Genomic DNA, 25,603 nt, shown 5'->3' with positions numbered 1-25,603 from the left:
TGTTTATCTATAAACTATATAGAAATAAAAAGGCATGCTGATGGCTCACTCGGATGTGCTGCAATGCGCGCTGGCGGATATCGTCGAAAACCCGCGGGCCATGCAGGAAGACCTCGATCGGATGTTGGCTTGCGATACTGCGTTCCCGCCTGGTAACGGCTATGGCGCTTTTGCCGACCTGATGACCTCGATGCTCTCCCCGCTGGATTTCGAATTCGAGCGCGTCAGTGTTCCGGAGGCGCTATGGCAAACCCGCCAGGGCGATGCCTTTGGTGAGCGTGTCAATCTCATCGCCCGCCCGACATCCCACTCTGGCGACCCGTCGCGGGTCTGCAGCCTCTACTTTCATACCGATACCGTGCCGGCGGGGGACGGGTGGACGTATGATCCGTTGCGCTTGACGCAGGAGGGGAGCCGGCTTTACGGACGGGGCGCCGCGGACATGAAAGGCTCGATCGCGGCGGCGTTGACCGCCGTCCGTGTGGCTCGGCGTCACGGTTTGGCGATGCGTTTCGATCCGGTATTTCTGCTGTGCACCGACGAAGAGGGTGGGTTGTATCCCGGCATTCGCTACCTGGCCGAGCAGGGTAAGGTTGAAGGCCATCTGCTGAGTTACAACGGCGGCGCAGCGCCACGAATCTGGGGTGGATGTTTCGGCAGCATCGATCTTGCTATCCGCGTCGAGGGCCGTGGCGCTCACTCAGGTGATCCCGTCGACGGTGTCAACGCTCTCGAAGCGGCACTGCCGATCATCAATGCGCTGCATGCCTTGAAGCCGCGGGTCGAGGCGCGGGCCTCGGCCATGCCGTCGCCGCCGCATTTTGAGGGGAAACCCTTGCGATCCCGATTGACGCTGGCCGCCGCCCACGGTGGCAGCAAGGGGTCATCTCTGCCGGCGCGTTTCGATTTGCTGGTCAATCGCCGTTACGCCCCTGAAGAGTCGTTCGAAGACGTCATCGCCGAGCTGGAAGCGGCGATAGACGTGGGGCGAAGTCAGTCGTCCGCACTGTCGGTTTCCCACGAGATCATCGGCCATCTGTCGCCGGTCAGCGACCCGACCGGCCCCCACTGGCCACGCTGGCAGGCCGCCCTTTGCGAAGGCTTCGGTTATTCCTCGGACGACTTTCGCCAATGGGGGGCATCCACCAGTTCCGATATGGGCTGGGTTCAGCAGGCCGGGATTCAGGAGATTCTCCTGGGCGGCCTGTCACGACCGGACAACAACACTCATGCGCCCGATGAGTACACCACTACCAACGATCTTGTCGCCCTGGCACAAGCGACATTGCTGTACCTCGTCGAGGACTTCGCGCCCTGAAGCACCGCAGAACCTTGCGTCCTCCATAACACTGACAATCGAGAGGTGGAACATGACGTTATCTTTGACTCGCCGGCGCTTTCTCGCCGGCACTGCAATGGCTGCGGGTGCCACACTGTTTCCCAGCGTGACCCGATTCGGTCGCGCGCTTGCACAGGGGGATGTCGGCGAGGTCAACGCCACGCTGCGAGTGAGCGTCGATCAAGCGGCAGCGGTGCTCAACCCGCTGCGGGCGCGTGTCAACCCTGAATATCTGCTGGCCGAGCTGCTCTACAGTGGCCTGACGCGACTCGATGCCGAGATGCTGCCGCAGCCCGACCTCGCGCGGGAATGGCAGGCCAATGACGAGTTGACCGAGTGGACCTTCACCTTGCGTGACGGCGTCACCTTCCATGATGGCTCGCCGTGTACCGCTGCCGATGTTGCGGCGACCTTTGGTGCGATTCTCGATCCGGACGTCGCATCCCCGGCCCAGCACAATGTCGGCCCGATCCGTGAAGTGCTCGCGCAGGACGATGTGACGGTGCTGATTCGGCTCGAATCGCCCTACGCCGATCTACCCACGGCGCTGGCCTATCCCGATGCCAAGATCGTGCCGAAGACGGTCATCGAACAGGACTTGGAGCGTCTCGCTCGCGAAGCGATCGGTACGGGGCCGTTCAGGCTGGTGTCGTTCGAGCCCGAGAGCCGCATCGTGGTCGAGCGCAACCCCGATTATTACGCACCTGACAGACCCAAGCTCGCGCGTGTCGAGGTGCTGGTCTACCCGGATACCACCGCCGAGGGATCGGCGTTGATAGCCGGTGATACGGATCTCATGCTCGCGCTCGCCGCGACCGAGTACGACCGCCTGGACGACGCGGAGGACGTCGAGACGTTGCGGACGCCGTCGGGGCAGTTCCTCAACGTCAACATGGATTGCAGCAAACCGCCATTCAACGATGTGCGCGTGCGCCAGGCGTTGGCGCTCACCGTCGACCGCGAGGCCATGGTCGCCTTCACCGCCAACGGCTTCGGCACACCGGGTAACGATACCCCCATCAACGCGGCCTATCCCTTCTTCGCCGAGCAGGAAGCCCGCAAGCCGGATCTGGCGCGCGCCAAGGCACTGCTGGAGGAGGCAGGCTATGCGGACGGGCTCGAACTCACGCTCGTCGCCTCCGATAGTCCGCCGACCCGAACACCGCTGGCGGTGGCGCTGCGTGAGATGGCGGCGCCCGCTGGATTTCGGATCGAGGTGCAGACGCTCGCGCACAGCACCTATCTCGATCAGGTGTGGAAGAAAGTGCAATTCTACGTCGGTTTCTACAACATGCAGCCCACCGTCGATGCCGTGTTCTCGCTGCTTTACACCAGCAATGCGCCCTGGAACGAGACACGCTGGAACAACGCCGAGTTCGACCGAATCGTCGCTGAAGCGAGCCAGACTGCCGACGAAGCTCGGCGTGGCGAACTCTACTCGCGGGCACAGCGGCTGATGCATGAGGAAGTGCCGTCGGTGATTCCGGTGTTCTTCGATCTGCTGGCGGCACGGCGCGAGCGGGTGACGGGCTTCGAGCTCAATCCACGCGGTGCGATTCAGCGCCTGGACTACGTCGGGATCGCGAATGGCTCGAACGATGCCGGTTGATGAGCCACGCGCGTCGGGAGATCCGTCATGAACGCCGGCTATGTCGGGCGACGGTTGCTCACCACCGTCTACACGCTCTTGGTGGTGTCGTTTCTGGTGTTCGCCATGACGCAACTGTTGCCCGCGGATGCGGCCGTTACGCTACTGGGAAATTCGGCGACACCTGAGGCGCTGGCCAGCGTGCGGGCGCAATTGGGTTTGGACCAGCCGGCGTGGTGGCAGTACTGGCACTGGTTCAGCGGCGTGCTGAGCGGCGACTTCGGCCAGTCGATGCGTACTGGCCAGGCGGTGGCGCCGATGATGTTCGGGGCGCTAGGGCGTTCGCTGTTACTGGCGTTCCTGGCGCTGGTGTTGATGCTGGTGATCGCCATTCCGCTGGGCATCGTGTCGGCCCTGCGGCGAGGGAAGGCAGCGGACTTGATCATTGGAATCATCTCTTACGTGGGAATTTCCTTGCCCGAGTTCGTTACGGCCACGGTGCTGGCACTGCTGTTTGCCGACGTGCTCGGCTGGCTGCCGGCGACCGGCTACGTGCCGCTCACCGAGGATGTGGCCGGCTGGCTCGCGCACATGATTCTACCCACCTTGACGGTATCGATGATTCTGGTGGCCCATGTCTCGCGCATGGTGCGCTCGGAGATGGTCGACGTCATGGCCAGTGACTATATCCGGGCGGCTCGCCTCAAGGGACTATCGTCGCGGCGGGTCGTGCTGCATCACGCACTGCGCAACGCGATGTTGCCGACCATTACGATCGTGGCGCTGGACGTGGGTTATCTGCTCGGCGGCATCATCGTCGTCGAGGAGATCTTTGCCATTCCCGGTATCGGCCGAGCGCTCATCGTCGCGGTACAAAGCCGTGATCTGCCCGCCATTCAGGCCGGCGTGCTGATCATCGCTGCCACCTATGCGTTAGCCAACTTTCTCGCCGACCTCGCCTATGCCTGGCTCGACAGACGGATTCAATATGCCTGATTCACTCAAGACGCTCGTGCGTTCGCCGCAGGGTGTGGTGGGAGGGGGACTGTGCCTGCTGGCCATCGTGCTAGTGGTATTGGGACCGTGGCTCGCGCCGTTCGAGCCCAACGCGCTCTCCTTCACCGCGCGTTACCAGCCCCCGGGCCCGATGCACTGGTTTGGGACCGACCAGATGGGCCGCGATGTGTTGAGCCGCGTCATGATCGGGGCTCGCGACACCATCGTGATGTCGCTCCTGGCCACGGCCATCGCCATGGTACTTGGCGCCGTCATTGGTACGCTCAGTGCCTATCTCGGTGGCTGGGTGGACGAAGCGATCATGCGCACCATGGATGCGATCATGGCGATTCCCAGCCTGCTGTTCGCGCTGCTGATCGTTGCCACGCTGGGCAAGAGCGACGTCAACGCCGTGGCGGCCATCGCCATCGCCTTCACCCCGGGAATGGTGCGCGTTGCGCGCAGCGTCGCGCTGGCGGTGCGCACGCAGGACTACGTGAGTGCGGCGATCGTGCGCGGCGAGTCGACGTCCCACATCGTGGTGCGCGAGATGCTGCCTAACATCGTGGCGCCGGTGATCGTCGAAGGCACCGTCCGTGTGGCCTTTGCCGTCATGCTTTTCGCCACGCTGAGCTTTTTAGGGCTTGGGGCGCAGCCGCCGTCGTCCGAATGGGGATTGATGGTTTCGGAAGCGCGAAGCCATCTCTTCACCGCGCCCTGGATGATGATCATGCCGGGTCTTTGCATCGCGCTGGTGGCGATCGGCTTCAATCTTCTGGGTGATGGCCTGCGCGATGCGCTCAATCCAAGGAGCCGGACGTGAACGACGCGCTGCTTCGCATCGACGACTATTCACTCAGTTACACCACCGCCCATGGGTCGTTGCCGGTACTCGACGGCGTCACGCTCTCGGTCGCGCCGGGAGAAGTGGTCGGTGTGGTGGGCGAGTCCGGCTCCGGCAAGACTTCACTCGCCTGGGCGATCATGCGCTATCTGGCGGGCAATGCCATCGAACATGGCGGCAGTATCCAATTGCAAGGCGAAGAGTTGACCACGCTCAAGGCCGCCAGGCTCAGAGCGCTTCGCGGCGGGCGCCTGGGCATGGTGTTTCAGGACCCCAGTGCAGCGCTCAACCCGACGCTCACGCTCGGATCGCAAATGCTCGAGATGCTTACCCGCCATCGAGGCGTCTCCCGCGGAGAGGCTCGCCGAATCGCCATCGAGACGCTTGGTGATGTTGATCTCAAGAATCCCGAGTCGATGCTCGCCCGCTATCCGCACGAACTCTCCGGTGGCGAGAAGCAGCGCGCGCTGATCGCGGGCGCCTTCGCATGTCGGCCGGCGTGTCTGATATTCGATGAGCCCACCACGGCACTGGATGTGATCAATGCCGCTCAGGTTCTCGAGCTCTTCGGGCGCCTGAGAGAAGAGACCGGGGTCGCGGCGCTGTATATCTCCCACGATCTGGCGCTGGTTTCCCGTATTGCCGATCACGTCTGCGTGTTGGAGAAAGGGCGGATCGTCGAGCGTGCGCCGGGGCGAAAAATCTTCGCCGCACCCGACCACCCCTACACCCAGAGCTTGGTCGCGGCGGTACCGAACCCGCGTCGGCGGCTGGTCGCCGAGAGCGAGATCGCTGCGCATGCGAACGCTCGCGAGCGTCCACCGCTGCTGACCCTGCGCGGTATCAGCGTGGATTATGGCCAGCGCACGACGCTGGCGCGCTGGCTGAAGCGCCCGGACCCGCGTTTTCGCGCGCTGAATCCGTTCGATCTGGAGATTGCACACGGCGAGATTGTCGGTGTGGTCGGCGAGTCCGGCTCGGGCAAGTCGACGCTAGCCAAGGCGCTCACCGGTCTGGTGAATCACCGAGGGGAGATACTGCTCGACGGTGAAGCCGTGTCGTCTACCCCGCGAGGGAGAGCCGATTATCGGCGCCGAGTGCAGTTGGTCTTCCAGCATCCCGATGGCTCACTCAATCCGCGTCAGCGTATCGGTGAACTGATCGGCCGCAGCTATCGGCTCTATGGCTTACCCGAGGGCGAAACGCTGAGCCAGGCGGTGGCGCGCTCGCTCGAGGAGGTTCGCCTCGACCCGACACTGGCGTCGCGCTACCCGCATGAGCTGTCGGGTGGCCAGAAGCAGCGTGTGGCGATCGCTCGGGCCTTTGCAGCCCGGCCGGATGTGGTGATCTGTGATGAAATCACCGCCGCACTGGATGTGTCGGTCCAAGCCACGGTGATAGCGCTCTTGCTGGATCTGCGCAGGCGCCACGGAACGGCCTATCTCTTCATCACCCACGACATCAATCTCATACAGCAGATCGCTCATCGTGTCGCGGTCATGTATCGCGGTGACCGGGTCGAGCTATCGAGCGCCGAGGAGCTCGCCGACGGCCCGAAGCACGCCTACACACGAGCTCTGCTGGCGGCGACGCCGACGATCGCTTCATCGGCTCGTGTCATCGACGATGAATTTTCAGCCCCAACCATGGATCAGGAGTGATGTTGCATGACGCCAGATGAGTTGCTCGACCGCGTTGATGACTCGTTCTGTCTCGATTTTCTATCGCAGATGGTTCGACACAAAAGCTATAGCGAGAGCGAAGGCGAGCTCGAGCTGGCGCGCTGGATGGATGTACGCATGCGCGAGTTGGGGCTGGATTCCGAGCTGCAGGACGTTCCCGGTGGACGGGCCAACGCCATCGGCCGGCTCAAGGGCGCAGGAGGCGGCGGCAAGAGTCTGCTCTTCAACGGCCACCTCGATACCAACCCGGCGACCGAGGGTTGGACCGTCGATCCTTGGGGTGGGGTCGTCGATGGCGAGTTCATCTACGGCATCGGCGTCTCTAACATGAAGGCCGGCGATGCCGCTTATTTCTGCGCGGTAAAGACGCTGGTGGACGCCGGCGTCAAGCTCAAGGGTGACGTCGTGTTGACCTATGTGGTCGGCGAGCTGCAAGGCGGCATCGGCACGGTGGCGGCGATCGAACAGGGGGTCAAGGCGGACTGCTTCATCAACTCCGAACCCACCGACTTGCAGGCGCTCACCATGCACGCCGGCTCACTGATCTGGACGATCGAGCTGACTGGAAAGACACGCCACCTTTCCAAACGGGGCGAGGCCGTGGATGCGCTGGCGGCGGCTTCCGAATTGGTGCCGCTGATCAACAACGCCACCTTCAGTGGCGTGCAGTCCGAAGCTCATCGCAAGGTCAATCTCGGCCATGTCGGGGTCGTGCAGGCGGCCCTCGGGTGTGAACTCTACGAGTGGCGCCCGCCGCAGGTCGCCGACTTTGCCCGCCTGCGCGGTAGCTGCCGCTACGCGCCAGGGCAGACCGAAGAGAGTGTGCTGGCGGACATGCGCGAGATGCTCGACGCACTCGAGGCACGCCATCCAGGGCTCAAAGCCCAGCTTATCCCCGAAAAGCAGGTGGGCAGGCCAACCATGGCGCCGTTCGAGGTCGACCCCGAGGCGCCTATCGTCAAGGCGGTCAACGCCGCCTACGAGAAAGTGCGTGGCGAACCTCAACCGACGGGCGTCTTCGCGCCTCCGGCCTATTTCGGTACGGACGCTGCGCATTTCTACCAGCGCCTGGGCATGGAGGGCATCGTTTGTGGGCCGGGCGGCAAGTACAACACCATGCCCGACGAGCGCGTCGAAATTCGCGAGTATCTCGACATGGTGCGCATCTATCTGCTGGCGATTTTGTCGGTTTGCGAAGTTGCCGTGTGAACGTGAATGGCATTGACTACTTTGCACGCTTGACCAGGATTCGCCGCGAACTCGAGCGCCTGGGCGGCGATGTGATGCTGATCGATCATGGCGAGCTGATGGCCTGGACGATCGGCTACAGCGTGTCGCTGACCGACTACCGCTGCGTGATCGTGCCGCGTGAGGGGGAACCGTGGGTCGTGCTGCGAGAATTGGACGTCGAATCTTGCCGCGAGCAGGGCGTGGCCCACGATGTGGTGGAGTACGCTGATGATCAGGATGCTCGAGAAGCCGTGGCAAGTTCGTTGCTGGCCCGCGGTCATGCGGCATCCAGAATTGCCATTGACTACATCTCCTACGGCCTGGATCTGGCCACTCATGCCGCGCTGCGCGAGCGGCTGCCCGACGCGAGCTGGATGGACTGCGGAGCGCTCAGCGATGGGCTTCGCCGCTGTAAGGACGAAGCCGAGATCGAGCACTTGCGCCTGGCCTCGGGCATCGCCGATCGTGCCATGCAAGCGGTTGCGGCCAAGCTGACAGTGGGTGACTCAGCGCGACAGGCGTCGGCTCACGCGGCATATCGCTTCCTGCTCGATGGCGCGGACAGCGGCGATACCGGGCCCATCGTCAAGGCTGTGGGGGATAGCGGATTTCTCCATGCGCGGCGTCTCGACGAACCGCTCGTTGATGGCGACGTGCTTCATGTCGAGCTGATTCCCAAGGTAAACCACTATAGCGCGCGATTGATGCGACCGATTCTGATCGGCGAGGATCGCCATGACATGGCCGGCATATGTGAGACGCTGGTGGCGATCCAGGATCGCCAGTTCACCGCCATGCGTCCCGGCGCGTTGGCCGCCGATGTCGACGGCATCGCCCGCGAGGGCGTGCTGGAGGCAGGGCTACGCGAGCGCTATAACAACGTCACTGGCTACAGTCTGGGACTCTATACCCGGACGCCTCGCACCAGCGACTTTTCTTATGCCTTCCATCCCGCGGCGACCTGGATTCTGGAACCTGGCATGGTCTTCCATATGTATCTGTCTGCCGTCGGGGTAGCCATCAGCGAGACGGTCGTGGTTAGGCCGCACGGCGTCGAACGTCTGACCCACTCGCCACGCCGGCTGCTGAGAGCAACCGGATAGTTCCCTGCGGCTGGCGCCGTCGAGTCAGTCAGGAGCTGTCATCTCGTTGGCCAGTTCGATAAAGCGCAGCGCGTGAGGCGTCAGGCGCTGGCGCGGATGCGTCAGCCACACCTCCGAGACAGCATCGCCGTCATTGATGGGGCGATAGCGCACATTGTCGATCCGGACGTGTCGAAAGGAGGCCGGCAGGATCGAGACGCCGAGTCCGCCGGCGACGAGGCTGATGATGGTGTTGGGGCCACCGACTTCTTGGACCAGGCGCGGCGTCAGGCCCCGGCTGGCGAACAGGGCGTTGAATTGGTCCAGCAGGCCGGTACCGGCGGCCGGCGAGAAGTAGATGAATGGATGTGGCGCCAGTTCGTCGAGTGTTAGCGGCGATGCGCTGCCACCGAGCGGACCCTGGTCGTTGACCACCGCCACCAAGGGTTCGCGGATCAAGGTAAAGGCGTCGAGACCGTCCGGCAGCGTGGCCGGACGCATGATGCCGATGTCCAGGTCGCCCTTCAGCAGCGGCTTGATCTGGCGGCGACTGTTGAGCTCATGCATGCGCAGGTCGACATCCGGGTAGCGTTGCCGATAGCGCAGCACCATCTGCGGCAGGGTGGCCGTGAGTGGAACCGAGGTGGTGAAGCCGATGCGTAGCTGTCCCGTTTCCCCTTGGCCGAGCCGGGAAACCAGGCGCGAGGCACGTTCCGCCCGATCCAGAATCTCCCTCGCTTCCTCGAGCAACAGCCGGCCGGCCTCCGTCAATGCGACGCGTCGATTGGTGCGCTCGAATAGGCGCGTGCCGAGTTCGTCCTCTAGCGCGCGAATCTGCTGGCTGAGCGGCGGCTGCGATATACCCAGCCTGACCGCCGCGCGGCTGAAGTGCAGTTCTTCCGCGACAACGACGAAGTAGCGCAGGTTGCGTAGTTCCATGAAGAGTCTTCCCGCGCGATTCACGGATATTGAGTCGTAAAAGATATCAAAAACGTCGAGCAATATATTAGAACGATAATCTGGACCGGCGTAACCTGTAGCACATTCATCTAACGATTTTCATTCATGGCGTTACTGACAGTTCGCCCGCCATTATCGGGAGATTCGGGTTGTCCCGTCACACCACCTCGACGCCGAACTCGGCGTCCACCGACAGTTCTGCCGCTCACGCCGCCAACCAGCAGCTCGAACGCGAAGCCGCGGCGATCGAACGCGGCTTCATCGAACGTGGCAAGCCTGGCTATCTTCCAACCATGCTGGCGCTCTTCCTGGGCGCCTTCTCCACGTTCGTGCTGCTCTACTGCGTGCAGCCATTGATGCCGATCCTGTCGGAGGCGTTCGACATCGATGCGGCAACCAGTTCGCTGTCGCTGTCGGTGGCCACCGGTATGCTGGCGATCGGACTGCTGGTCACCGGACCGATCTCCGATGCGGTGGGGCGCAAGCCGATCATGACGATCGCACTGTTGTCGGCATCCGCCTGCACGCTGCTGGCGGCGGTGATGCCGAACTGGACGGGAATCCTGATCATGCGCGCCCTGGCGGGGCTATCGTTATCGGGGCTCTGCGCGGTGGCGATGACCTATCTCAATGAGGAGATACATCCGCGCTACGTCGGCCTGTCGATGGGGCTCTATATCAGCGGCAACTCGATCGGCGGCATGAGCGGGCGCCTGATCAGCGGCGTCATGGTGGATTGGGTGCCGTGGCGCTGGACGCTGGGCATCATCGGTATCGTCGCGCTGATCGCGGCGATCCTGTTCATGCGTTGGCTGCCACCGTCGCGTCACTTCTCGCCGCGTCCGCTCAACTGGCGCAGTGTCTTCTCCGGTTTGAGCGTCCATTTCCGGGATCGAGGGCTGCCCTGGCTCTTTGCCGAAGCTTTCCTGCTAATGGGCGGTTTCGTCACCCTCTACAACTATATCGCCTACCGGCTGCTGGCGGAGCCGTATCAGGTCAGTCAGGCGCTGGTGGGACTGCTCTCCATCGCCTATCTCTCGGGCACCTACAGCTCGGCGTGGGCGGGTTCACTGGCGGATCGGCTCGGGCGCCACCGGATCTTCTGGCTATTCATCGTGATGATGCTGGCGGGCTTGGCCATCACGTTGCTCGAACCGATCAGCCTGATCCTGGTCGGCATCCTGATCTTCACCTTCGGGTTCTTTGCCGCTCACTCGCTGGCCAGTGGCTGGGTGGGGCAGCGCGCGACCCAGGCCAAGGGGCAGGCGTCTTCGCTCTATCTCTTTAGCTACTACCTGGGTTCGAGCGTGGCCGGGACGCTGGGCGGCGCCTTCTGGTATTGGGGAGGATGGAACGGGGTGTCGATGTTCATCGCGGTATTGCTGGTGGTCGCACTAGCCATTGGTGCGCTGCATCTCCGTCGACTCGCCTAGGTTTTGTAGGCCAACTGCCTTCGCTCGTCGATGTCTCTTACCAACCCACTCCTCGGGCCTGCGCACACGATTCCCACCGCCACGACGGAGCCGGTCTTGCGTGAGGCCAGGCGCAAACCCCGGGGCTTGATGGTTCCAAGGGCTTGGCTCGTTATGACGCTTCGCGGGAAAGCGTGGTGAGCAACTCCTCACCGGATCCTCATCGCCATCGACACAAAAAAGCCGCCGATCGAAATCGGCGGCAATCACAAGACGTCGAGGGACGCGAGAGAGAGGGTATTACTTGGCGAACAGCTGACCCATATCCTTGAATGCCTTGAACTCCAGCGCATTGCCGCACGGATCGAGCAGGAACATGGTGGCCTGCTCGCCGGGCTGACCCTTGAAGCGCACGTAGGGTTCGATCACGAACTGGGTGCCGAAGCCTTTCAGACGCTCGGCCAGCGCTTCCCACTCCGGCCAGCTCAGCACGATGCCGAAGTGGGGGACCGGAACGTCGTGGCCGTCGACGGCGTTGGTGTGCGCGGATTCCTGGGACGGCGTCGGCGGGTGCTCGTGAATCACCAACTGGTGGCCGTAGAAGTCGAAATCGACCCACTGCTCGCTGGAACGACCCTCACTCAGGCCGAAGGTCTCGCCGTAGAACTTGCGTGCGGCGGGCAGATCGTGAACCGGTATCGCGAGATGAAAAGGGGATAGTGCCATGGGAGTTCTCCTGAAGGTCGTTGGCCTGGGCGTTATTGGTGTGAAGGCATTTTGAACGCGATTAAATTTGATGGAAAGCGCATAATATTGGTGTCTGATATCAAATTTATTGAATTCTGGTGGTCGTCGATTCCATGCTCAGAGAGCTCAGGACCTTTCTTGCCGTGGTGCGCCACGGTACCTTCTCCGCCGCCGGTGGCGCGGTGGGGTTGACCCAATCCGCCATCAGCACCCAGATTCGAAATCTCGAGGCCGACCTTGGCGAGCCGCTGTTCGAGCGTACCGGGCGCGCCGTCAGGCTCAACGCGGCCGGCCGCCGACTGCTGCCCCGGGCCGAGGAGATGCTGGCCCTGGCCGATCGCATTCGCAATGCCGATACCGATGACCTGACCGGCGAGTGGCATCTTGGCGCCATCGCCAGCGTCCAGAGCGGGCTGCTGCCAGACGTGCTGCGAGCGTTGGGGATGTCGGCACCCGGGGTCATGACCCGGATCGTGCCCGGTGTGTCGCTGACGCTGCTCGACCAGGTCGACAAGGGCGATCTGGACATGGCTATGATCGTCCAGCCACCCTTTGCGCTACCCGGCGATCTCCACGCTCGCGTGATCGCCCGCGAGCCCTTCGTGATGATAGCGCCGGCCGATAGCGATGGTGAGAGCATCGAAGCACTGCTCGAGACCCATCCGTTGGTGCTCTACGACCGGGGCTCCTTCGGCGGTCGCCAGGTGGTCCGCTTCCTCGAGCGGCGACGACTGCGCCCGGCGATTCGGCTGGAGCTCGACGAGATCGACGCGATTGCCAGAATGGTCGAATTCGGCCTGGGCGTGGCGCTGATTCCGCTGACCGGGCTTTGGCGACATCGGCAACCGCCGCCGGTAAGGATCGTGGCGTTGGGGGAACAGACGTTTCACCGCGAGCTGGTGATGGTCTCGCGCCTCTCGCCGACCCAGTCACCGCTGGTGGCGTTGATCGAGGCAGCCTTGACGACAGCCGGCCTCGAGGAGATCGGGTGATCGATGCCGGGCGCTCAAGTCTCCCGATAGGCCGCGCGGCAGGTCGATATCACCAGCTCCCGGAACCAGCGATGAGCCGGGTCGGTACCCAGCCGAGGATGCCACAGCGCCGAGATCGTGAACGGGTCGGTCGGCGCGGGGAGTTCGAACGCCACCAGGGGCTCCTGATCTTCATGCAGGCGCCCCGGCATCAGGCAGGAGTGCGGTACCAGCGTGATTCGATCGGTGTGGCGAGCGATCCGCAGGGCATCCGAGAAGCCCGGCACGATGACGCTGAATTCCCGGTCGAGGCCGAGTGCGTTCAACGCCTTTTCCATCGGTCCGGTGAATTCGCCGCTGGGAGACGCCATCACGTGCCGGCACGCGGCAACGCGCTCCGGCGTGATGGCACCGGCGAGCAACGGGTGCCCCTGACCCGCGACGCCGACGAAGCGGTCTTGAAATAGCCCCCGCGTCAGCAACTCCGGCGCGGTGGTCTCGATGACCCCGATCTCGAGGTCGAGCTGGCCTTCGCGCAGGGGGGCTATCGCCTTGGTCGGCTTGGGCACGAAGCGCAGGCACACCCTCGGCGCGGCTTCCGCAATGGCATTCACCAGCGGCACCGAAAACCGTTCGACGAACGACGCGTTGGTACGCAGGGTGAACGTCCGTTCCAGTGTCGAGAGATCGAGGTCGTGTGGGCGTGGTCGCAGGACCGAACGCGACTCCCGAGCCAGTTCATGAACGCGATCGCGCAGTGAGGACGCGTGGGGGGTAGGTACCAGCCCGCGTCCCGCCCGTACCAGCAGCGGGTCTCCCGTCGCCTCGCGCAGACGCTTGAGCGTGCGGCTCATCGCCGACGCGCTCAGATTCAACCGCTTCGCGGCCGCTGTCACGCTGCTCTCTTCCAGCAGCACATCCAGCGCGATGAGAAGGTTCAGATCGATATCGTTCATCGACTCACGGTAACCGAGATCCTGCTTATGGACTAGCGTTTGGTGCAATAATTATGTGCATTCTGTGCGTCTGGTGCATTGTCATGCTGACCTCCATCCTTTGAGATGAACCCATCATCCATGAGGTCACTTCCCATGACGACATCTGCCAATTGTCTGACCGCGCTGATCGTGGGCGCCTCGCGTGGTCTTGGCCATGCCATCGCCGCGGAGCTGTTGACGCGGGGCGAAACGCCGGAGACCGGCTGGAATGTCATCGGCACGGTTCGCGCGGGTGCCGAGCAGACGCCGTTGCACACGCTGGCGGACGGCCACCCCGGCCGGGTCGAGATCGAGACGCTCGACGTTACGGATCCGGATCAGATCGATGCGCTGTACCAACGCCTGGAGGGGCGATCGATCGATCTGCTTTTCGTCAATGCCGGGACCACCAACCGGGAACCCGATCAGGCCATCGGCACTATCTCCACCGAAGAGTTCACCGGGATCATGATCACCAACGCGCTCAGTCCGATGCGCGTGCTCGAGAAGTTCGAGCATCTGGTACCCGCGGCGGGGCTGATCGGTGTGATGTCTTCCGGGCAGGGCAGCATCGCCAACAACGAGAACGGCATGCGCGAGCTCTACCGGGGCAGCAAGGCAGCGCTCAACATGTTCATGCGCAGCTTTGCGGCGCGCCACGCCGCTACCGGGCGGGCAGTGCTGGTGATGGCGCCGGGCTGGATTCGTACCGACCTGGGGGGAGATGACGCGCCCTATACGATGGAAGAGTCGGTGCCAGCGATCGTCGATGTCCTGCTGGAGAAGAGAAGCCGGCCGGGCATCGAGTATCTCGACCGCTTCGGCAAGATCGTGCCGTGGTGAGGTTGTCGTCATGCATCTGATCGGGATCGAAGAGCACTTCCTGACCTCGGAGATCGATCGCGCCTGGCGCTCGCTGGGCCTGGATCGGACGGACCCGAGCGTGGCACTGCATGCCGGGGCGTGCCACGGACGGTTGATGAATCTTGCCGATGAGCGTCTGGCGCTGATGGATGAATCGGGGTTGGACGTGCAGGTCCTGTCGCTGACCACGCCGGCACTGCATGACCGGGGTGTAGAGAGTGTCGACATCGCCAGGCGCACCAATGACACACTGGCGGCGGTGGTCGCCCGGCATCCGCAGCGTTTTCAAGCACTGGCGACGCTACCGGTCTCGCAGCCCGAGGCGGCGGCGCTGGAGCTTGAGCGCTGCATCGGCGAGCTCGGCTTCAAGGGTACGATGCTGTGTGGACGGGTCGGTTCGCGGCATCTGGACGATCCCGCCCTGATGCCCATCCTCGCCCAGGCGGAACGTCTGGCCGTGCCGGTGCTGCTCCACCCGCGTGTGCCGCCGCCGGCGGTGAGGCAAGCCTACTACGATGGGATATCGCCGGCGCTCGATACGGCTTTGGCGACCTATGGCCTCGGTTGGCATTATGACGCCGGTCTTCAGTTTCTACGGCTGGTACTGGCGGGAGCGTTCGACCGTTTGCCGCGATTGCAGGTGATTCTGGGCCACTGGGGTGAGATGGTCCTGTTCTATATCGAGCGACTCGCCGCCATGGATCGTGTGGCGTCGCTCTCCCGACCCATTGCCGACTACTGTCGTGCCAATCTCTACGTCACCGCCAGCGGCATGTTCCTGCCACACTATCTGGCTCGGGCGGCGGCGGTGGTCGGTCATGAACGACTGCTGTTCTCCACGGACTTTCCTTATCAATATCGAGCGGGCGGCGATGCGCGGGCTTTCCTCGAGCGGTGCGATCTGGAGGGGAGTGCCAAGGCGGCTTTAGCCCATGGCAACTGGCAACGTCTCACCCGGGGAGCGGGCGTGTCCTGAGCCCGGTCCCGACGACTTCGTGAAACGAACGCGGGGAAAGAATTCGCTGATCATCGGGCGCCGGTCCCCCTAAGCTGTGGGTACTGATACCGAGGAGTCGTCCATGTCCGTGCTTGACCCTGCTTCCACCGCCAGACCCCGCCGTGTCGTTGCCCAGCACCCGGCCATCCGCGACGATATCGGCGATCTGACCACTCGCCGGCCGCTGCCGGGGCCGCGCCTGTCGCAGCTCGATCCCTTCCTGTTTCTCAATCATCACGGCCCGCAGGTCTATCCGGCCAACAACCGGGGCCTGCCGTTCGGCCCGCATCCGCATCGCGGCTTCGAGACGGTGACCTTCATCCTCGAGGGCTCGCTGGCCCACGCCGACAGCGCCGATCATCAGAGCGTGATCCACGCCGGCGGCGTGCAGTGGATGACCGCCGGCAGCGGTATCGTCCACGCCGAGATCTCCCCGCCCGAGTTCCTGCGCGAGGGTGGGCCGCTGGAGATTCTGCAGCTGTGGATCAACCTGCCGGCTCATCTGAAGATGAGCGAGCCGAGTTATACCGGGCTGCAGCGAGGGTCGATTCCGACGATCGTTCTGGCCGGTGGCGGTGAGCTGAACCTGATAGCCGGTGAGTTCGAGGGTCAGCGCGGGCCCGTCGAGAGCCTGACCGATGTCTTCATGTCGACGCTGACGCTGACGGCAGGCGCTTCGCATACGCTGTCGGCCCCGGCTGGGCGGCAGGTCTTTCTCTACCTGATCGACGGCGAGATCCGCGTCGGTGGCGACACGGTCAAGCCGCAGCACCTGATCGAACTGGAGACGCAGGGCGATAGCGTCGAGTTGACGGTAACCACCGGGGCGCGGCTGATCTTCGGCCATGCGCCAGTGATCGATGAGCCGGTCGTCTCCCATGGCCCGTTCGTGATGAACACCCGGGAGGAGATCGTCGCGGCCATCGATGACTACCAGGCCGGGCGCTTCGGCGGACTGGCCCAGTAGCGCAGTGGCTCGCGCCGACGCTCAGCGTTTGCTGTAGAGCCTGTGCTTCCGATAGCCGGGCACGAGCTGTTGCTCCTGCTCGGTTTTCTTCCAGCGTTTGTACTCCCACTGGTACTGCACCGGATCGAGCGCGATCGCTGACTCGACGCAGGCGTTGACGCCGAGCGCCGACACCTTTTCATCCGTGTCATAGACACGTTCGTCGGCGGCCAGGAAGTGGATCGCGAAGCCGCGGCCCTCGGGCAGGCGCCTGGCCACGCCGGTGACGACGCGGGCCTGGGTCCGCGCCACCAGCTTCGGCAGCAGTGTGGCGGTGTAGGCGGGGCGACCAAAGAAATCGGCGAACACGCCACTGCCCCAGTCGGGCTCCTGATCGGGCAGGATCCCGACGGCTTCGGCGCGTTTCAGTGCCTTGAGCAGGGCCGCGACGCCGCGCGGGTTGGTCGGTACCAGCTCTGCCCCCATTCGCTCGCGGCCGTGACGGATGACCGGATCAAGGTCGGCCATCTTGGGCGGCTCATACATCGCGGTGAACGGAAAGTGGCTAGACAGCCAGAAGTTGAGCACCTCCCAATTGCCGAAGTGGGGCGCCAACACGATCACGCCCCGGTCTTCGGCGCGCGCCTCGTCCAGCAGCTCTCGGCCGTGGACCTCGACGATCGAGGCGTCGACGCGTCTGGGGGCGGCGATCCAGGCGAATCCGAGCTCCAGCATGGTCGCCGCGGAGTGACGCAGGCTGGCCTGGATCCGGCTGCGACGCTGCTCGCCATTGTCGCCAGGATAGGCGACTTCCAGATTGCGTCGGCTGACATGGCGCTCCCGCCGGGAAACGGCATACAGCACGCGGGCGGCGACCCCCGCGAGCGACCACATCGTCTTCAGCCGGCAGTGTGACAGCAGGCGCCAGAGCAGGTGGATGGCGCGAGCTTGAAGACCTTCGATCATTCGTCTCTCTTTTTCTCGATGCACGTCATTGTCGGATGTCTCGGTTTGGCATCCCGGCACGGTGGGTGGCAGCGTCGTGACCGGGAGCTGACTCTCGACATCACCACAGCCAGCTATCGACCTTGTCCGGCGCACGCCGTTCCTGCAACGCCTTGAAGCCGATGACGCATCGCACGATCAGCCACACCGCTTGCAGCGCCATCAACACGAATCCGATCAGCACGAAGGCGAGTACCCAACTGATACAGGCGTAGAGCAGCCCGATCCAGAAGGTACGGATATGGTAGCGATAGTGCTCGTCCAGCCAGCGCGGGCCATTGCCGCGATAGACATAGGCGATGATCACGCCGATTACCGGGGTGATGCCGGTCACGAAGACGCCCAGCAGCAGGGCGTAGACGATCATGGCAAGGGTAGTGTCGGGACGCCTGGCGTCGGTGTCCGATTCGATGACGGTATTGTCGATCGGTGAAGCCATGAAGTTCCTCTCGGCGGCGCATCGGTGGTTGACCGCATTTTGCCGTCGAGAGGCTCCGGGTGCCAGCCTGAACGGAGGCACCGCAGAAAAGGAGGGTCGGTGGCGCTATTCGATCAGTAGCCGGTCGCGGCGACGATCAGCCGTTACCTCGACCCGTGGATCGCGACCGCCTCGCAGGATCGAATTGCCCTCGAATAGCGTGCGCTGATCGATAGGCGCGGGGTCGAGCCAGTCGGCGGCGTGCATCTGGCCGCTCTTGCCGTAGACGGCGAGGGCGTTGGCGTAGGTAACCTGGCGTACCACGGTCTCGTCAATGCCGGACTCGAGTGCCAGTCGCGCCGTCTTGGGGACGCCAAGACAGTCCGAAATCCCCCAGTCGCAGGCGCTGTCGACGATGATCCGGTCACCGCCATACTGTTTGAGCAGCTCGACCATCCGCGCGTTGCCCATCTTGGTCGACGGGTAGATCGAGAAACCGGCCCAGTAGCCGCGATCGAGCGTCTCACGTACGGTCTCCTCGTTGTTGTGGTCGATGACCACCCACGAGGGATCGAGCCCCATCTCCTCGCAGACGTCCATCGAGCGCGAGGTGCCGCGTTTCTTGTCGCGGTGCGGCGTGTGCACCATCACCGGCAGTTCGAGCTGCTTGGCCAGTGCCAGTTGGGCGCGAAAGTACTTGTCCTCGAGTGGGGTCTGCTCGTCATAGCCGATTTCGCCGATCGCGACGACGCCCTCCTTGAGGGCGAACCGTGGCAGCCACTCCATCACACCCTCCGCCAGCGCCTCGTTGTTGGCCTCCTTCGAGTTGAGGCCGATGGTGCAGTAGTGACGGATGCCGAACTGGCCGGCGCGAAAACGCTCCCAGCCTACCAGGGAGGAGAGGTAGTCGACGTAGGTACCGACGAAGGTCCGGGGCTGGCCGACCCAGAACGCCGGTTCGACCAGGGCCACGATGCCGGCGGCGGCCATGGCCTCGTAGTCGTCGGTGGTGCGAGACACCATGTGGGCATGGGGGTCGATGAACATCTCAGGCGGCCTCTTTTTTCAGGGTGAGGTGGTTCCAGTCGAGACGACCGTCCGCGACCAGTGCGGTGATATCCGGCACCGTCTGAAGCAGGTCCCGGGCGCGAGGGGTGTCGGCCGCGAGCAGTGCCAGTACCGCCGCACTCCGCTCTTCCGGCGCACCCGCCAAGGCCCGTTGCAGGGCATCGTAGGCCGAAACGCGTTCGGCGAAAGGCCCGACACAGCGCCACAGCTCCGGGCTCACCTCGCGTCCGGCTGCCCATCGTTCCCGGGCGTAGTCGAGCAGGATCGCGGCCAGCTCTGCGTTGACCCGGGCGTCCAGGCCGACGATGGGGGAGAGTCGGCTACCGACGAACAGCGCCTTGAGCACCATGTGATTCCAGCGATGCTCGTCGAAGTGGTCGCGCGGATAGGGGTTGCCATGCACGATGGATTCGAATACCGCGCGCATGTTGGAGCGCAGCCCCTCGCCTACGGCATCTGTCAGCGACTCGGGCCGGGGATAGAGCGCCAGTCCCCGATAGAGCGTGATCAACTCGCGGGCGTCGGCGGTCCGGACCAGGTCGCGGAACGTGGCCGAAAACGGGCGGATGCCCTCGAAGGCGAGCAGGGCAGCAATGCGGGCCGCTCCATCGAGGCTCCAGCCCTCGGGAGTCCAGCCCGGATAAGCCTGGTTCGCCATCGTCAGGTCCTGTGAAGTCAGCATCAGGTCCTGCTTGCCGAGGCGTCGTGGCACCAGGCCGAGAAACAGATGGAGATCCTTCTCGTTGCCGCTGTGGCCCAGCGAGGCGTATTGCCCGACGAGCCAGCGAGCTTGATCCGGGGCCTGACGGCAGGTCCAGTCGCTCAGCAGCTTCAATGGTGTAACGGACATGTAAATTTCCGGGCCAGTGATTTCAGAAGCCACTTTATCGGGTCGCCAAAAGAATCCCCAAGCTCAATTAATTGACCAGTCGAGGGGGCAGGATCCAATGCTGAAGCGCGCTTATCGAATGGGTTTTTTGCTTCGATAATGAGTCGGTATCTTCACTTTTCTAGTGATAATTTCTCAAAATCACGCGTTGGTCATCGCGCCGATTGTCTCTCTTTATCCCAAATGATATGCAGTCTTTACAGATCGTTGCGATGAGGTCGTGACGATAAAACCTCACGCTTGAATCGGCAGGTCGGCGCCATGCACAACACCTTGGTAATTCTCGTGGTCGGGCTGACGCCCCACTTGGTCGGTGAGCATACACCGGCTCTGAAACGGCTCGCGGAGCGGGGCGGTTTGCGTCCATTGAATACCGTGACCCCGGCGGTGACTTGCAGCGTCCAGGCGACATTGATGACCGGCTTGCCGCCAGGTCGGCACGGTGCCGTGGCCAACGGCTGGTATTTCCGGGATCTTTCCGAGGTCTGGTTCTGGCGCCAGTCCAACCGACTGGTGGCGGGCGAGAAGATCTGGGAAGCCGGAAAACGGCAGAATCCCGACTTTACCTGCGCCAAGATGTTCTGGTGGTACAACATGTATTCGACGGCGGACTGGAGCGCCACGCCTCGGCCGATGTATCCCGCCGACGGTCGCAAGCTGCCGGACCACTATACCTACCCGCCTGAGCTGCATGACGAGCTCGACGCCAAGCTGGGAACGTTCCCGCTGTTCACCTTCTGGGGCCCCATGGCGGACATTTCCTCGAGCCGCTGGATCAGCGACGCGACGCGCCATGTCATGGAGACCCGTGATCCCACGCTGACCCTGACCTATCTGCCGCACCTGGACTACAACCTCCAGCGCCTGGGACCGGATCTGTCGCATCCCGAGTTGCAACGTGATCTCCGGGACGTCGACGCCCTGTGCGGCGAGTTGATCGACGCCGCCGATCGGGAGGGACGACGGGTCATCGTGGTGTCCGAGTACGGGATCACGCCCGTGCGCGAGGCCGTTCATATCAATCGCGCGTTGCGCGAGGCCGGTCTGGTCTCGGTCCGCCGAGAACGGGATCGGGAGCAGCTCGATCCCGGGGCGTCGCGCGCCTTCGCGGTGGCCGATCATCAGGTGGCGCACATCTACGTCAGCGATCCGGCGGAGGTGCCGGCGGTCAAGGCACTGCTCGAAGGTCTGGATGGCGTGGAGGCCGTCTGGGGCGAGGACGAGAAACGGGAGCACGGCCTGGATCATCCCAACTCGGGGGCGCTGGTGGCGATCGCCCAACCGGATCGCTGGTTCAGCTACTACTACTGGCTGGATGATGCCCGGGCGCCGGACTATGCCCGCACCGTCGACATTCATCGCAAGCCGGGATACGACCCGGTGGAGCTGTTCTTCGACCCGGCCCTGAAGTCACCCAAGCTCTCGGCGGGGTGGCGACTCGTCAAGCGGCGGCTGGGGATGCGCCAACTGCTGGATGTCATCTCGCTCAAGGACACCGCGCTGGTCAAGGGCGCCCACGGACGGCTGACCGACGATCCCGACCAGGGCCCACTGGTGATCTCGTCCGAACCGGGCCTGCTACCCGCAGGGCCGGTCGAGGCGCAGGCGTTCAAGGCACTGGTGTTGGCGCACGTGTTCGAAGGCGAGGAGAGCGATACGGCCAGCCGCGAGACCGCTGTCGACGATGCCAGCGTCTGAGGCAGGGTAAAAAGGCCGGGCCCGCCTCACCATGAGGCGGGCCCGGCCTTGCGCGTCTGGCGAGGCGGAAACCGATAACGTCGGCGTTCGCCACCGGGGGGGGCGGCGCATCAGGTCCCGGACGTCACTCGTTGCAGTACCAGCGTCGCGGCGAAGGCCAGAACGCCCAGCAAGGCCATTCCGCTGGCGCCCATGGCTGCCATCAGCGTGGCGTCGTAGAGCGAGATGGCGGCGATCAGGCCCACGACGGCGCGTGGTACGTCTCCCGCCGCGCGTCGAGATAGCCACAGCAGGCAGCGCGCGCCCCAGATCAGATAGCCGAGCCACAGGATCAACGCCAGCAGCGACGGTTCGGGGCCGGTCAGCATGGCGGCCAGCATCAGCGCCACCGGTACCGACAGTACCGCCAACGGCCAGGCGGCGCCCAGCCGGTTGGTCGCTTCCTGGCGGGCGGCGTAGGTCAGGCCAATGACGTGACAGGCCAGGCCGATGGCAGCCCAGATCACCGCCGTATCGAGGGTGTCGGTAACCATCAGCGCGGCGGTGAGGTAGGTCAACAGCCGGCACGCCCCCATCAGCAGCGGGCTCCAGCCGATCCGCTTGTGCCACCAGTCATAGCCCAGGATCGCGGCAACCAGCGCCAGGCCGGTCATGCCGGCTGGCGGATGGCTCAGAAGCAGCAGGCCGCTTCCCGATGTCAGCATCGCTGCGCCGAGCATCGCGACGGTCAGGCGGCCGACGTCTCCCCGGGGAATGGGCCGATCGGCACGTTCGCGGGCATCGATCTCGGCATCGCAGGCGTCGTTGAGGTACATGCCGCCGAGATAGAAAAGCGTCAGTGCCAGCAACGACGTCCAGAGCCCGGCGGTATGCCACAGCGCGGCGCCACTGGCGCCCGCCAGGGCGCTGCCGGCCAGCACGTTGCTCCAGACCGTGGGCAGGTTGGAAACTCGCCCCAGCTCCAGCCAGATCCTGGCGCTCCGCTTCCCTGCGGGCCCCGCCGTGGTCACGCCAGCTGTCGTTCGACCCAGGTCAGCTCGCGGGATATGGCCGCTTCCACGCTCTCCGTGCGCAGGTTCTCCGGTAATACCTGCCATGTGTAGGTCTCCACTTCCAGATGCTGAGAGATCGGTCGCTGGCGATGCAGGGCGAGAATGTCGACCAGGAACGACTGGGTGGTCTCGAAGGGCGCAATGGCGTCCACGAAGATCGGCACATGAAAGTGCACGCGCCACTCTTCACCATCGGTTCTGGCGTCATCGGCCAGTGCCTCGGGCAGGTCCGCGTATCGCACCAGTCCCTCTGCGGTGGAGACCACGACCTGATGCAGGTAGGTGCGCTCGCAGAACGGTGCCAAGGCCTCGCGCTTCGCCGCGTCGATCCGTGGAACGCGAAGTGCGGCACTCAACTGCAGCTTATGGATCGGGACGTCGGCGGCGCGCAGTGCCTCGATGCTGGCGGCCGGATCCTCGAACTCGACGGCGGCATGGCAGACGTCGTAGCAGACGCCGAGATGGCGCGGCAGCGCCTCTCTCGATGCCTCGGGGGAGAGTCCGGTCAGCTCGCTCAAGCGTGCCACGGCGGCATCGGAGTAGAGATAATCGCGGAAGAACGCGATGGTTTCGTCGATGGTCTCCAGGAAACAGTGCGGCTCGGGCTCCAGCGCGATGGCGATGGTGACCTGGGTCTGCCGGGCGAGCTTGACGCAGTGGGCCGCCGCCTTGAGCAGGTTTTCCGCCATCGCCGGCGCGGCCCCCTCGGCCAATGGTTTGTAGGTGCCGGGGACGGTGCTCAGGCTAAGGGTGTCGCCAGCGACGCCAAGCTCCGCCATCAGGTCGGCAAGCCAGCAGGTGTAGTCGAGGCGGGCGCGCTGCTTCCAGTCGGGTTGGTAGACAGCCTGCTTGACCGGGATGCCGTGGAAAGGGCCGAACGGAAACCCGTTCATGGTCACCACGCGATAGTTTTCCCGCGCGAGGATCTCCTTGAGCTCGGCCCGTGCCTCGGGCGCGCGGAGTTCCTCCAGCGCCTGGGCAGACAGGCGCAGACCCACGCCGAAGGGCGCCTCGGGGCAGACGTTCTGGCGCACGCGCTTGACCGGTCCGAGCAGCGCCTCACGCACCGCCTCCCAGGACTGGGTCGGGTGAATATTGAGACAGTAGGTCAGTTGGCCCAGATCATCATGCAGCTGCATCACGGTTTGCCTCTTCGCGCAGCCAGTCGATCGCGGCTGTCATGGTGGTTTCATCGATCTCGTGGACGTCGTGTCCACGGCCCAGCGCAGCCAGCAGCGTGATCGTCAGCTCACCGCCGAGATGTTGCTGAAACTCCTTGAGTCCTGCCATGACGGCCAGGTCGCCGTCATCGCCGAGCTCCATCAACTGGCTATGGAAGACCGGCAGCCCCAGCCGCTTCAGCAGCCACACGATACGCCACTCGGCGCCGGCGGGGAGCAGCCCCGTGAGCACGGAGTATCGAGCGTCCAGGGCGATGCCGATGGCGACGGCCTCGCCGTGGCCGATGCCGTGATGGGTCAGTGCCTCGAGCTTGTGAGCCGCCCAGTGGCCGTAATCCAGCGGCCGCGACGAACCCTGTTCGAACGGATCGCCGCCGCGGCCGATCTGCTGCATGTGCAGTTCGGCGCTGCGTCGGATCATCACTTCCTCGGTACGCGGATCGAACTCGGCCAGCGAGTCGGCGTTGGCTTCCAGCCAGTCGAAGAACTCGCCGTCACGGATCAGCGCCACCTTGATCGCTTCGGAGATGCCTGCCAGCCGGTCGCGCCGCGAGAGCGTGCTCAGGAAGTCGAAGTCGTTGAGCACCGCCCAGGGCGGGGCGAAGGTGCCGATGAAGTTCTTGTAGCCCTTGAAGTTGACCGCATTCTTGACCCCGACGCCGCTGTCGTTCTGCGACAGCACGGTGGTGGGCAGCCTGATCAGGCGGACGCCGCGGTGACCCATGGCCGCGGCAAGCCCGAGGGCGTCCAGGACCGCGCCGCCACCGATGACGATCACGTAGGCGTGGCGATCGACACCGTAGCGCCGGATGCCCTCCAGCACGTCGTCGATGGTGTCCAGATTGGCCTTCACGGACTCGCCGCCCGGCACGGTAATCGGCGCCGCCAGCAGTGTCAGCCGGTTCGCATGGGCGGTGAAGTAGGCCTCGATACGTCGGTTCAGATCCGGCCAGGTCGCCGCCACACCGCTATCGACGTAGACCAGGCAGCGATGGGTCTTGCAGGGCTCGCGGCGCGAGATGACATCGGCCAGCAGGGCGTTGTCGAGGGAGAAGATCTCCCGGGTGAAGGCCACGGGATAGTCGTAGGCGACGGTAAAGCGTTGCCAGTGAATGTCCGACGATGCTGCGTTCCGGTTGGCCTCGAGAGGTTGCACGGGCGGCCAGTGCGGCGTGCGGGGCGGCGAGTCGAGGGCGAAGTCGCCATCGATCGAAAACGATAATGCGGGCCGGTTCATGGGGTTATCGCCTGCGTAAGGGTCCAAAAATGAAAAAGCGGACCACTTCATCATGAGCGATCGCGCTTGGCCTCTGGTTCGGGTTGCACCGGATTAGCTTCGGGCTTGGATGGGGCGGGCGACAAGAATGGTTCTTCTGCTACGAAGGTTTAGGGTCTGTTCACAAAATACGCCGCGAACCGCGTTGCGGCGTGGGGGCAGGCAAGGCGTGGGATGCCGTTAAGGGTTGTTCCCGTGTTCAGCTCTGCAACGAAGCCCGGGCGCATTTGAGGCGCAACTCGAAGGAACCGGTCGGTTCCTGCGCGAGGCGTTGTGAAGAACCAAGCGCCTGGAGCCACCATCACCCGAGGCTTGTGCCTAGCCTCACAAAAGAAACGGCGCCGTCATGACCGAGTGAATCTAGCGTACAGATCCTGGCGG

At 64.0% G+C, this 25,603-nt stretch carries 23 protein-coding genes; 13 read left to right on the top strand and 10 right to left on the bottom strand.

Annotation, left to right across the window (positions count from 1 at the left end; all coding sequences use genetic code 11):
* Positions 1 to 40 precede the first annotated feature (40 nt).
* From DOM54_RS13905 to DOM54_RS13875, 7 genes are read left to right on the top strand one after another with little or no spacing between them, the layout of a single operon-like run.
* Positions 41 to 1,318 carry a M20 family metallopeptidase gene (locus tag DOM54_RS13905; protein WP_110716931.1) on the top strand — a complete coding sequence of 426 codons (1,278 nt, stop codon included), beginning with the start codon at positions 41 to 43 and terminating at the stop codon, positions 1,316 to 1,318.
* A gap of 52 nt (positions 1,319 to 1,370) precedes the next feature.
* The gene (locus DOM54_RS13900; RefSeq protein ID WP_110716897.1) at positions 1,371 to 2,948 is read left to right on the top strand and encodes an ABC transporter substrate-binding protein; all 1,578 of its coding nucleotides are present in this window, start codon (positions 1,371 to 1,373) and stop codon (positions 2,946 to 2,948) included.
* 27 nt (positions 2,949 to 2,975) lie between these two features.
* Positions 2,976 to 3,923 carry an ABC transporter permease gene (locus tag DOM54_RS13895; RefSeq protein WP_110716896.1) on the top strand — a complete coding sequence of 316 codons (948 nt, stop codon included), beginning with the start codon at positions 2,976 to 2,978 and terminating at the stop codon, positions 3,921 to 3,923.
* Entirely contained in the window at positions 3,916 to 4,746 is an 831-nt protein-coding gene (locus DOM54_RS13890; protein ID WP_110716895.1) for an ABC transporter permease, read from the top strand. Before DOM54_RS13895 ends, DOM54_RS13890 begins: the two co-directional genes overlap by 8 nt.
* The gene (locus tag DOM54_RS13885) at positions 4,743 to 6,428 is read left to right on the top strand and encodes a dipeptide ABC transporter ATP-binding protein (protein ID WP_110716894.1); all 1,686 of its coding nucleotides are present in this window, start codon (positions 4,743 to 4,745) and stop codon (positions 6,426 to 6,428) included. The genes DOM54_RS13890 and DOM54_RS13885 overlap by 4 nt, the downstream gene beginning before the upstream one ends.
* Positions 6,429 to 6,434: 6 nt before the next feature.
* The gene (locus DOM54_RS13880; RefSeq protein ID WP_110716893.1) at positions 6,435 to 7,658 is read left to right on the top strand and encodes a M20 family metallopeptidase; all 1,224 of its coding nucleotides are present in this window, start codon (positions 6,435 to 6,437) and stop codon (positions 7,656 to 7,658) included.
* A 2-nt stretch (positions 7,659 to 7,660) separates the two neighbouring features.
* Entirely contained in the window at positions 7,661 to 8,782 is a 1,122-nt protein-coding gene (locus DOM54_RS13875) for a M24 family metallopeptidase (protein ID WP_206019109.1), read from the top strand.
* Positions 8,783 to 8,806: 24 nt separating this feature from the next.
* Here the strand turns inward: DOM54_RS13875 and DOM54_RS13870 are convergent, their stop codons facing one another.
* The gene (locus tag DOM54_RS13870) at positions 8,807 to 9,700 is read right to left on the bottom strand and encodes a LysR family transcriptional regulator (protein WP_110716892.1); all 894 of its coding nucleotides are present in this window, start codon (positions 9,698 to 9,700) and stop codon (positions 8,807 to 8,809) included.
* A 170-nt stretch (positions 9,701 to 9,870) separates the two neighbouring features.
* On the opposite strand from DOM54_RS13870, the gene DOM54_RS13865 reads away from it, so the two are divergent.
* Entirely contained in the window at positions 9,871 to 11,154 is a 1,284-nt protein-coding gene (locus tag DOM54_RS13865) for an MFS transporter (RefSeq protein ID WP_240613904.1), read from the top strand.
* Between the two features lie 279 nt (positions 11,155 to 11,433).
* On the opposite strand, the gene DOM54_RS13860 is transcribed toward DOM54_RS13865, so the two are convergent.
* On the bottom strand, positions 11,434 to 11,859 hold the full coding sequence (locus tag DOM54_RS13860; protein WP_110716891.1) for a VOC family protein: 426 nt from the start codon (positions 11,857 to 11,859) through the stop codon (positions 11,434 to 11,436).
* Between the two features lie 134 nt (positions 11,860 to 11,993).
* Here DOM54_RS13860 and DOM54_RS13855 point away from each other — a divergent pair, with 134 nt between their 5' ends.
* Positions 11,994 to 12,872, top strand: coding sequence for a LysR family transcriptional regulator (locus DOM54_RS13855; protein WP_110716928.1), 879 nt, complete (start codon positions 11,994 to 11,996; stop codon positions 12,870 to 12,872).
* Between the two features lie 14 nt (positions 12,873 to 12,886).
* Here the strand turns inward: DOM54_RS13855 and DOM54_RS13850 are convergent, their stop codons facing one another.
* Positions 12,887 to 13,807 carry a LysR family transcriptional regulator gene (locus DOM54_RS13850; protein ID WP_110716890.1) on the bottom strand — a complete coding sequence of 307 codons (921 nt, stop codon included), beginning with the start codon at positions 13,805 to 13,807 and terminating at the stop codon, positions 12,887 to 12,889.
* A gap of 135 nt (positions 13,808 to 13,942) precedes the next feature.
* Here DOM54_RS13850 and DOM54_RS13845 point away from each other — a divergent pair, with 135 nt between their 5' ends.
* The 3 genes from DOM54_RS13845 to DOM54_RS13835 all read left to right on the top strand — a co-directional run bounded on the left by DOM54_RS13845 (position 13,943) and on the right by DOM54_RS13835 (position 16,656).
* Positions 13,943 to 14,671, top strand: coding sequence for an SDR family NAD(P)-dependent oxidoreductase (locus DOM54_RS13845; protein ID WP_110716889.1), 729 nt, complete (start codon positions 13,943 to 13,945; stop codon positions 14,669 to 14,671).
* A gap of 10 nt (positions 14,672 to 14,681) precedes the next feature.
* Positions 14,682 to 15,668: an amidohydrolase family protein gene (locus DOM54_RS13840; RefSeq protein WP_110716888.1), complete on the top strand. Its 987-nt coding sequence runs from the start codon at positions 14,682 to 14,684 to the stop codon at positions 15,666 to 15,668.
* Between the two features lie 103 nt (positions 15,669 to 15,771).
* Positions 15,772 to 16,656 carry a pirin family protein gene (locus DOM54_RS13835; RefSeq protein ID WP_110716887.1) on the top strand — a complete coding sequence of 295 codons (885 nt, stop codon included), beginning with the start codon at positions 15,772 to 15,774 and terminating at the stop codon, positions 16,654 to 16,656.
* Between the two features lie 21 nt (positions 16,657 to 16,677).
* Here DOM54_RS13835 and DOM54_RS13830 read toward each other — a convergent pair whose 3' ends face one another.
* The 4 genes from DOM54_RS13830 to DOM54_RS13815 all read right to left on the bottom strand — a co-directional run bounded on the left by DOM54_RS13830 (position 16,678) and on the right by DOM54_RS13815 (position 19,976).
* The gene (locus DOM54_RS13830; RefSeq protein ID WP_110716886.1) at positions 16,678 to 17,601 is read right to left on the bottom strand and encodes a lysophospholipid acyltransferase family protein; all 924 of its coding nucleotides are present in this window, start codon (positions 17,599 to 17,601) and stop codon (positions 16,678 to 16,680) included.
* A 100-nt stretch (positions 17,602 to 17,701) separates the two neighbouring features.
* Positions 17,702 to 18,079, bottom strand: a complete 378-nt coding sequence (locus DOM54_RS13825; protein WP_110716885.1) for a DUF4870 family protein — start codon at positions 18,077 to 18,079, stop codon at positions 17,702 to 17,704.
* A 105-nt stretch (positions 18,080 to 18,184) separates the two neighbouring features.
* Positions 18,185 to 19,105: a TatD family hydrolase gene (locus DOM54_RS13820; protein ID WP_110716884.1), complete on the bottom strand. Its 921-nt coding sequence runs from the start codon at positions 19,103 to 19,105 to the stop codon at positions 18,185 to 18,187.
* A gap of 1 nt (position 19,106) precedes the next feature.
* Entirely contained in the window at positions 19,107 to 19,976 is an 870-nt protein-coding gene (locus DOM54_RS13815; RefSeq protein WP_162619875.1) for an EboA domain-containing protein, read from the bottom strand.
* A 300-nt stretch (positions 19,977 to 20,276) separates the two neighbouring features.
* On the opposite strand from DOM54_RS13815, the gene DOM54_RS13810 reads away from it, so the two are divergent.
* On the top strand, positions 20,277 to 21,713 hold the full coding sequence (locus DOM54_RS13810; RefSeq protein ID WP_110716927.1) for an alkaline phosphatase family protein: 1,437 nt from the start codon (positions 20,277 to 20,279) through the stop codon (positions 21,711 to 21,713).
* Positions 21,714 to 21,823: 110 nt separating this feature from the next.
* Here the strand turns inward: DOM54_RS13810 and DOM54_RS13805 are convergent, their stop codons facing one another.
* From DOM54_RS13805 to DOM54_RS13795, 3 genes are read right to left on the bottom strand one after another with little or no spacing between them, the layout of a single operon-like run.
* Positions 21,824 to 22,723: a UbiA family prenyltransferase gene (locus tag DOM54_RS13805; protein WP_206019108.1), complete on the bottom strand. Its 900-nt coding sequence runs from the start codon at positions 22,721 to 22,723 to the stop codon at positions 21,824 to 21,826.
* On the bottom strand, positions 22,720 to 23,904 hold the full coding sequence (gene eboE, locus DOM54_RS13800; protein ID WP_110716882.1) for a metabolite traffic protein EboE: 1,185 nt from the start codon (positions 23,902 to 23,904) through the stop codon (positions 22,720 to 22,722). Before eboE ends, DOM54_RS13805 begins: the two co-directional genes overlap by 4 nt.
* A complete protein-coding gene (locus DOM54_RS13795) occupies positions 23,891 to 25,183 on the bottom strand; it encodes a 3-dehydroquinate synthase (RefSeq protein ID WP_110716881.1) in 1,293 nt (430 codons plus the stop codon). The genes eboE and DOM54_RS13795 overlap by 14 nt, the downstream gene beginning before the upstream one ends.
* Positions 25,184 to 25,603: the final 420 nt, after the last annotated feature.

This window comes from Salinicola acroporae (assembly GCF_003206615.1).
GTDB lineage: Bacteria > Pseudomonadota > Gammaproteobacteria > Pseudomonadales > Halomonadaceae > Salinicola > Salinicola acroporae.
Note: the sequence above shows the minus strand (reverse complement) of the source record. Positions and strands in the feature narration are given on the sequence as shown.

What these genes read in the sequence shown, in the direction of transcription:
- DOM54_RS13905 (WP_110716931.1), top strand. Translation starts at nt 41, where the DNA reads ATGGCTCACTCGGATGTGCTGCAATGCGCGCTGGCGGATATCGTCGAA.
- DOM54_RS13900 (WP_110716897.1), top strand. Translation starts at nt 1,371, where the DNA reads ATGACGTTATCTTTGACTCGCCGGCGCTTTCTCGCCGGCACTGCAATG.
- DOM54_RS13895 (WP_110716896.1), top strand. Translation starts at nt 2,976, where the DNA reads ATGAACGCCGGCTATGTCGGGCGACGGTTGCTCACCACCGTCTACACG.
- DOM54_RS13890 (WP_110716895.1), top strand. Translation starts at nt 3,916, where the DNA reads ATGCCTGATTCACTCAAGACGCTCGTGCGTTCGCCGCAGGGTGTGGTG.
- DOM54_RS13880 (WP_110716893.1), top strand. Translation starts at nt 6,435, where the DNA reads ATGACGCCAGATGAGTTGCTCGACCGCGTTGATGACTCGTTCTGTCTC.
- DOM54_RS13870 (WP_110716892.1), bottom strand. Translation starts at nt 9,700, where the DNA reads ATGGAACTACGCAACCTGCGCTACTTCGTCGTTGTCGCGGAAGAACTG.
- DOM54_RS13860 (WP_110716891.1), bottom strand. Translation starts at nt 11,859, where the DNA reads ATGGCACTATCCCCTTTTCATCTCGCGATACCGGTTCACGATCTGCCC.
- DOM54_RS13855 (WP_110716928.1), top strand. Translation starts at nt 11,994, where the DNA reads ATGCTCAGAGAGCTCAGGACCTTTCTTGCCGTGGTGCGCCACGGTACC.
- DOM54_RS13850 (WP_110716890.1), bottom strand. Translation starts at nt 13,807, where the DNA reads ATGAACGATATCGATCTGAACCTTCTCATCGCGCTGGATGTGCTGCTG.
- DOM54_RS13845 (WP_110716889.1), top strand. Translation starts at nt 13,943, where the DNA reads ATGACGACATCTGCCAATTGTCTGACCGCGCTGATCGTGGGCGCCTCG.
- DOM54_RS13840 (WP_110716888.1), top strand. Translation starts at nt 14,682, where the DNA reads ATGCATCTGATCGGGATCGAAGAGCACTTCCTGACCTCGGAGATCGAT.
- DOM54_RS13835 (WP_110716887.1), top strand. Translation starts at nt 15,772, where the DNA reads ATGTCCGTGCTTGACCCTGCTTCCACCGCCAGACCCCGCCGTGTCGTT.
- DOM54_RS13830 (WP_110716886.1), bottom strand. Translation starts at nt 17,601, where the DNA reads ATGATCGAAGGTCTTCAAGCTCGCGCCATCCACCTGCTCTGGCGCCTG.
- DOM54_RS13825 (WP_110716885.1), bottom strand. Translation starts at nt 18,079, where the DNA reads ATGGCTTCACCGATCGACAATACCGTCATCGAATCGGACACCGACGCC.
- DOM54_RS13820 (WP_110716884.1), bottom strand. Translation starts at nt 19,105, where the DNA reads ATGTTCATCGACCCCCATGCCCACATGGTGTCTCGCACCACCGACGAC.
- DOM54_RS13815 (WP_162619875.1), bottom strand. Translation starts at nt 19,976, where the DNA reads ATGTCCGTTACACCATTGAAGCTGCTGAGCGACTGGACCTGCCGTCAG.
- DOM54_RS13810 (WP_110716927.1), top strand. Translation starts at nt 20,277, where the DNA reads ATGCACAACACCTTGGTAATTCTCGTGGTCGGGCTGACGCCCCACTTG.
- eboE (WP_110716882.1), bottom strand. Translation starts at nt 23,904, where the DNA reads ATGCAGCTGCATGATGATCTGGGCCAACTGACCTACTGTCTCAATATT.
- DOM54_RS13795 (WP_110716881.1), bottom strand. Translation starts at nt 25,183, where the DNA reads ATGAACCGGCCCGCATTATCGTTTTCGATCGATGGCGACTTCGCCCTC.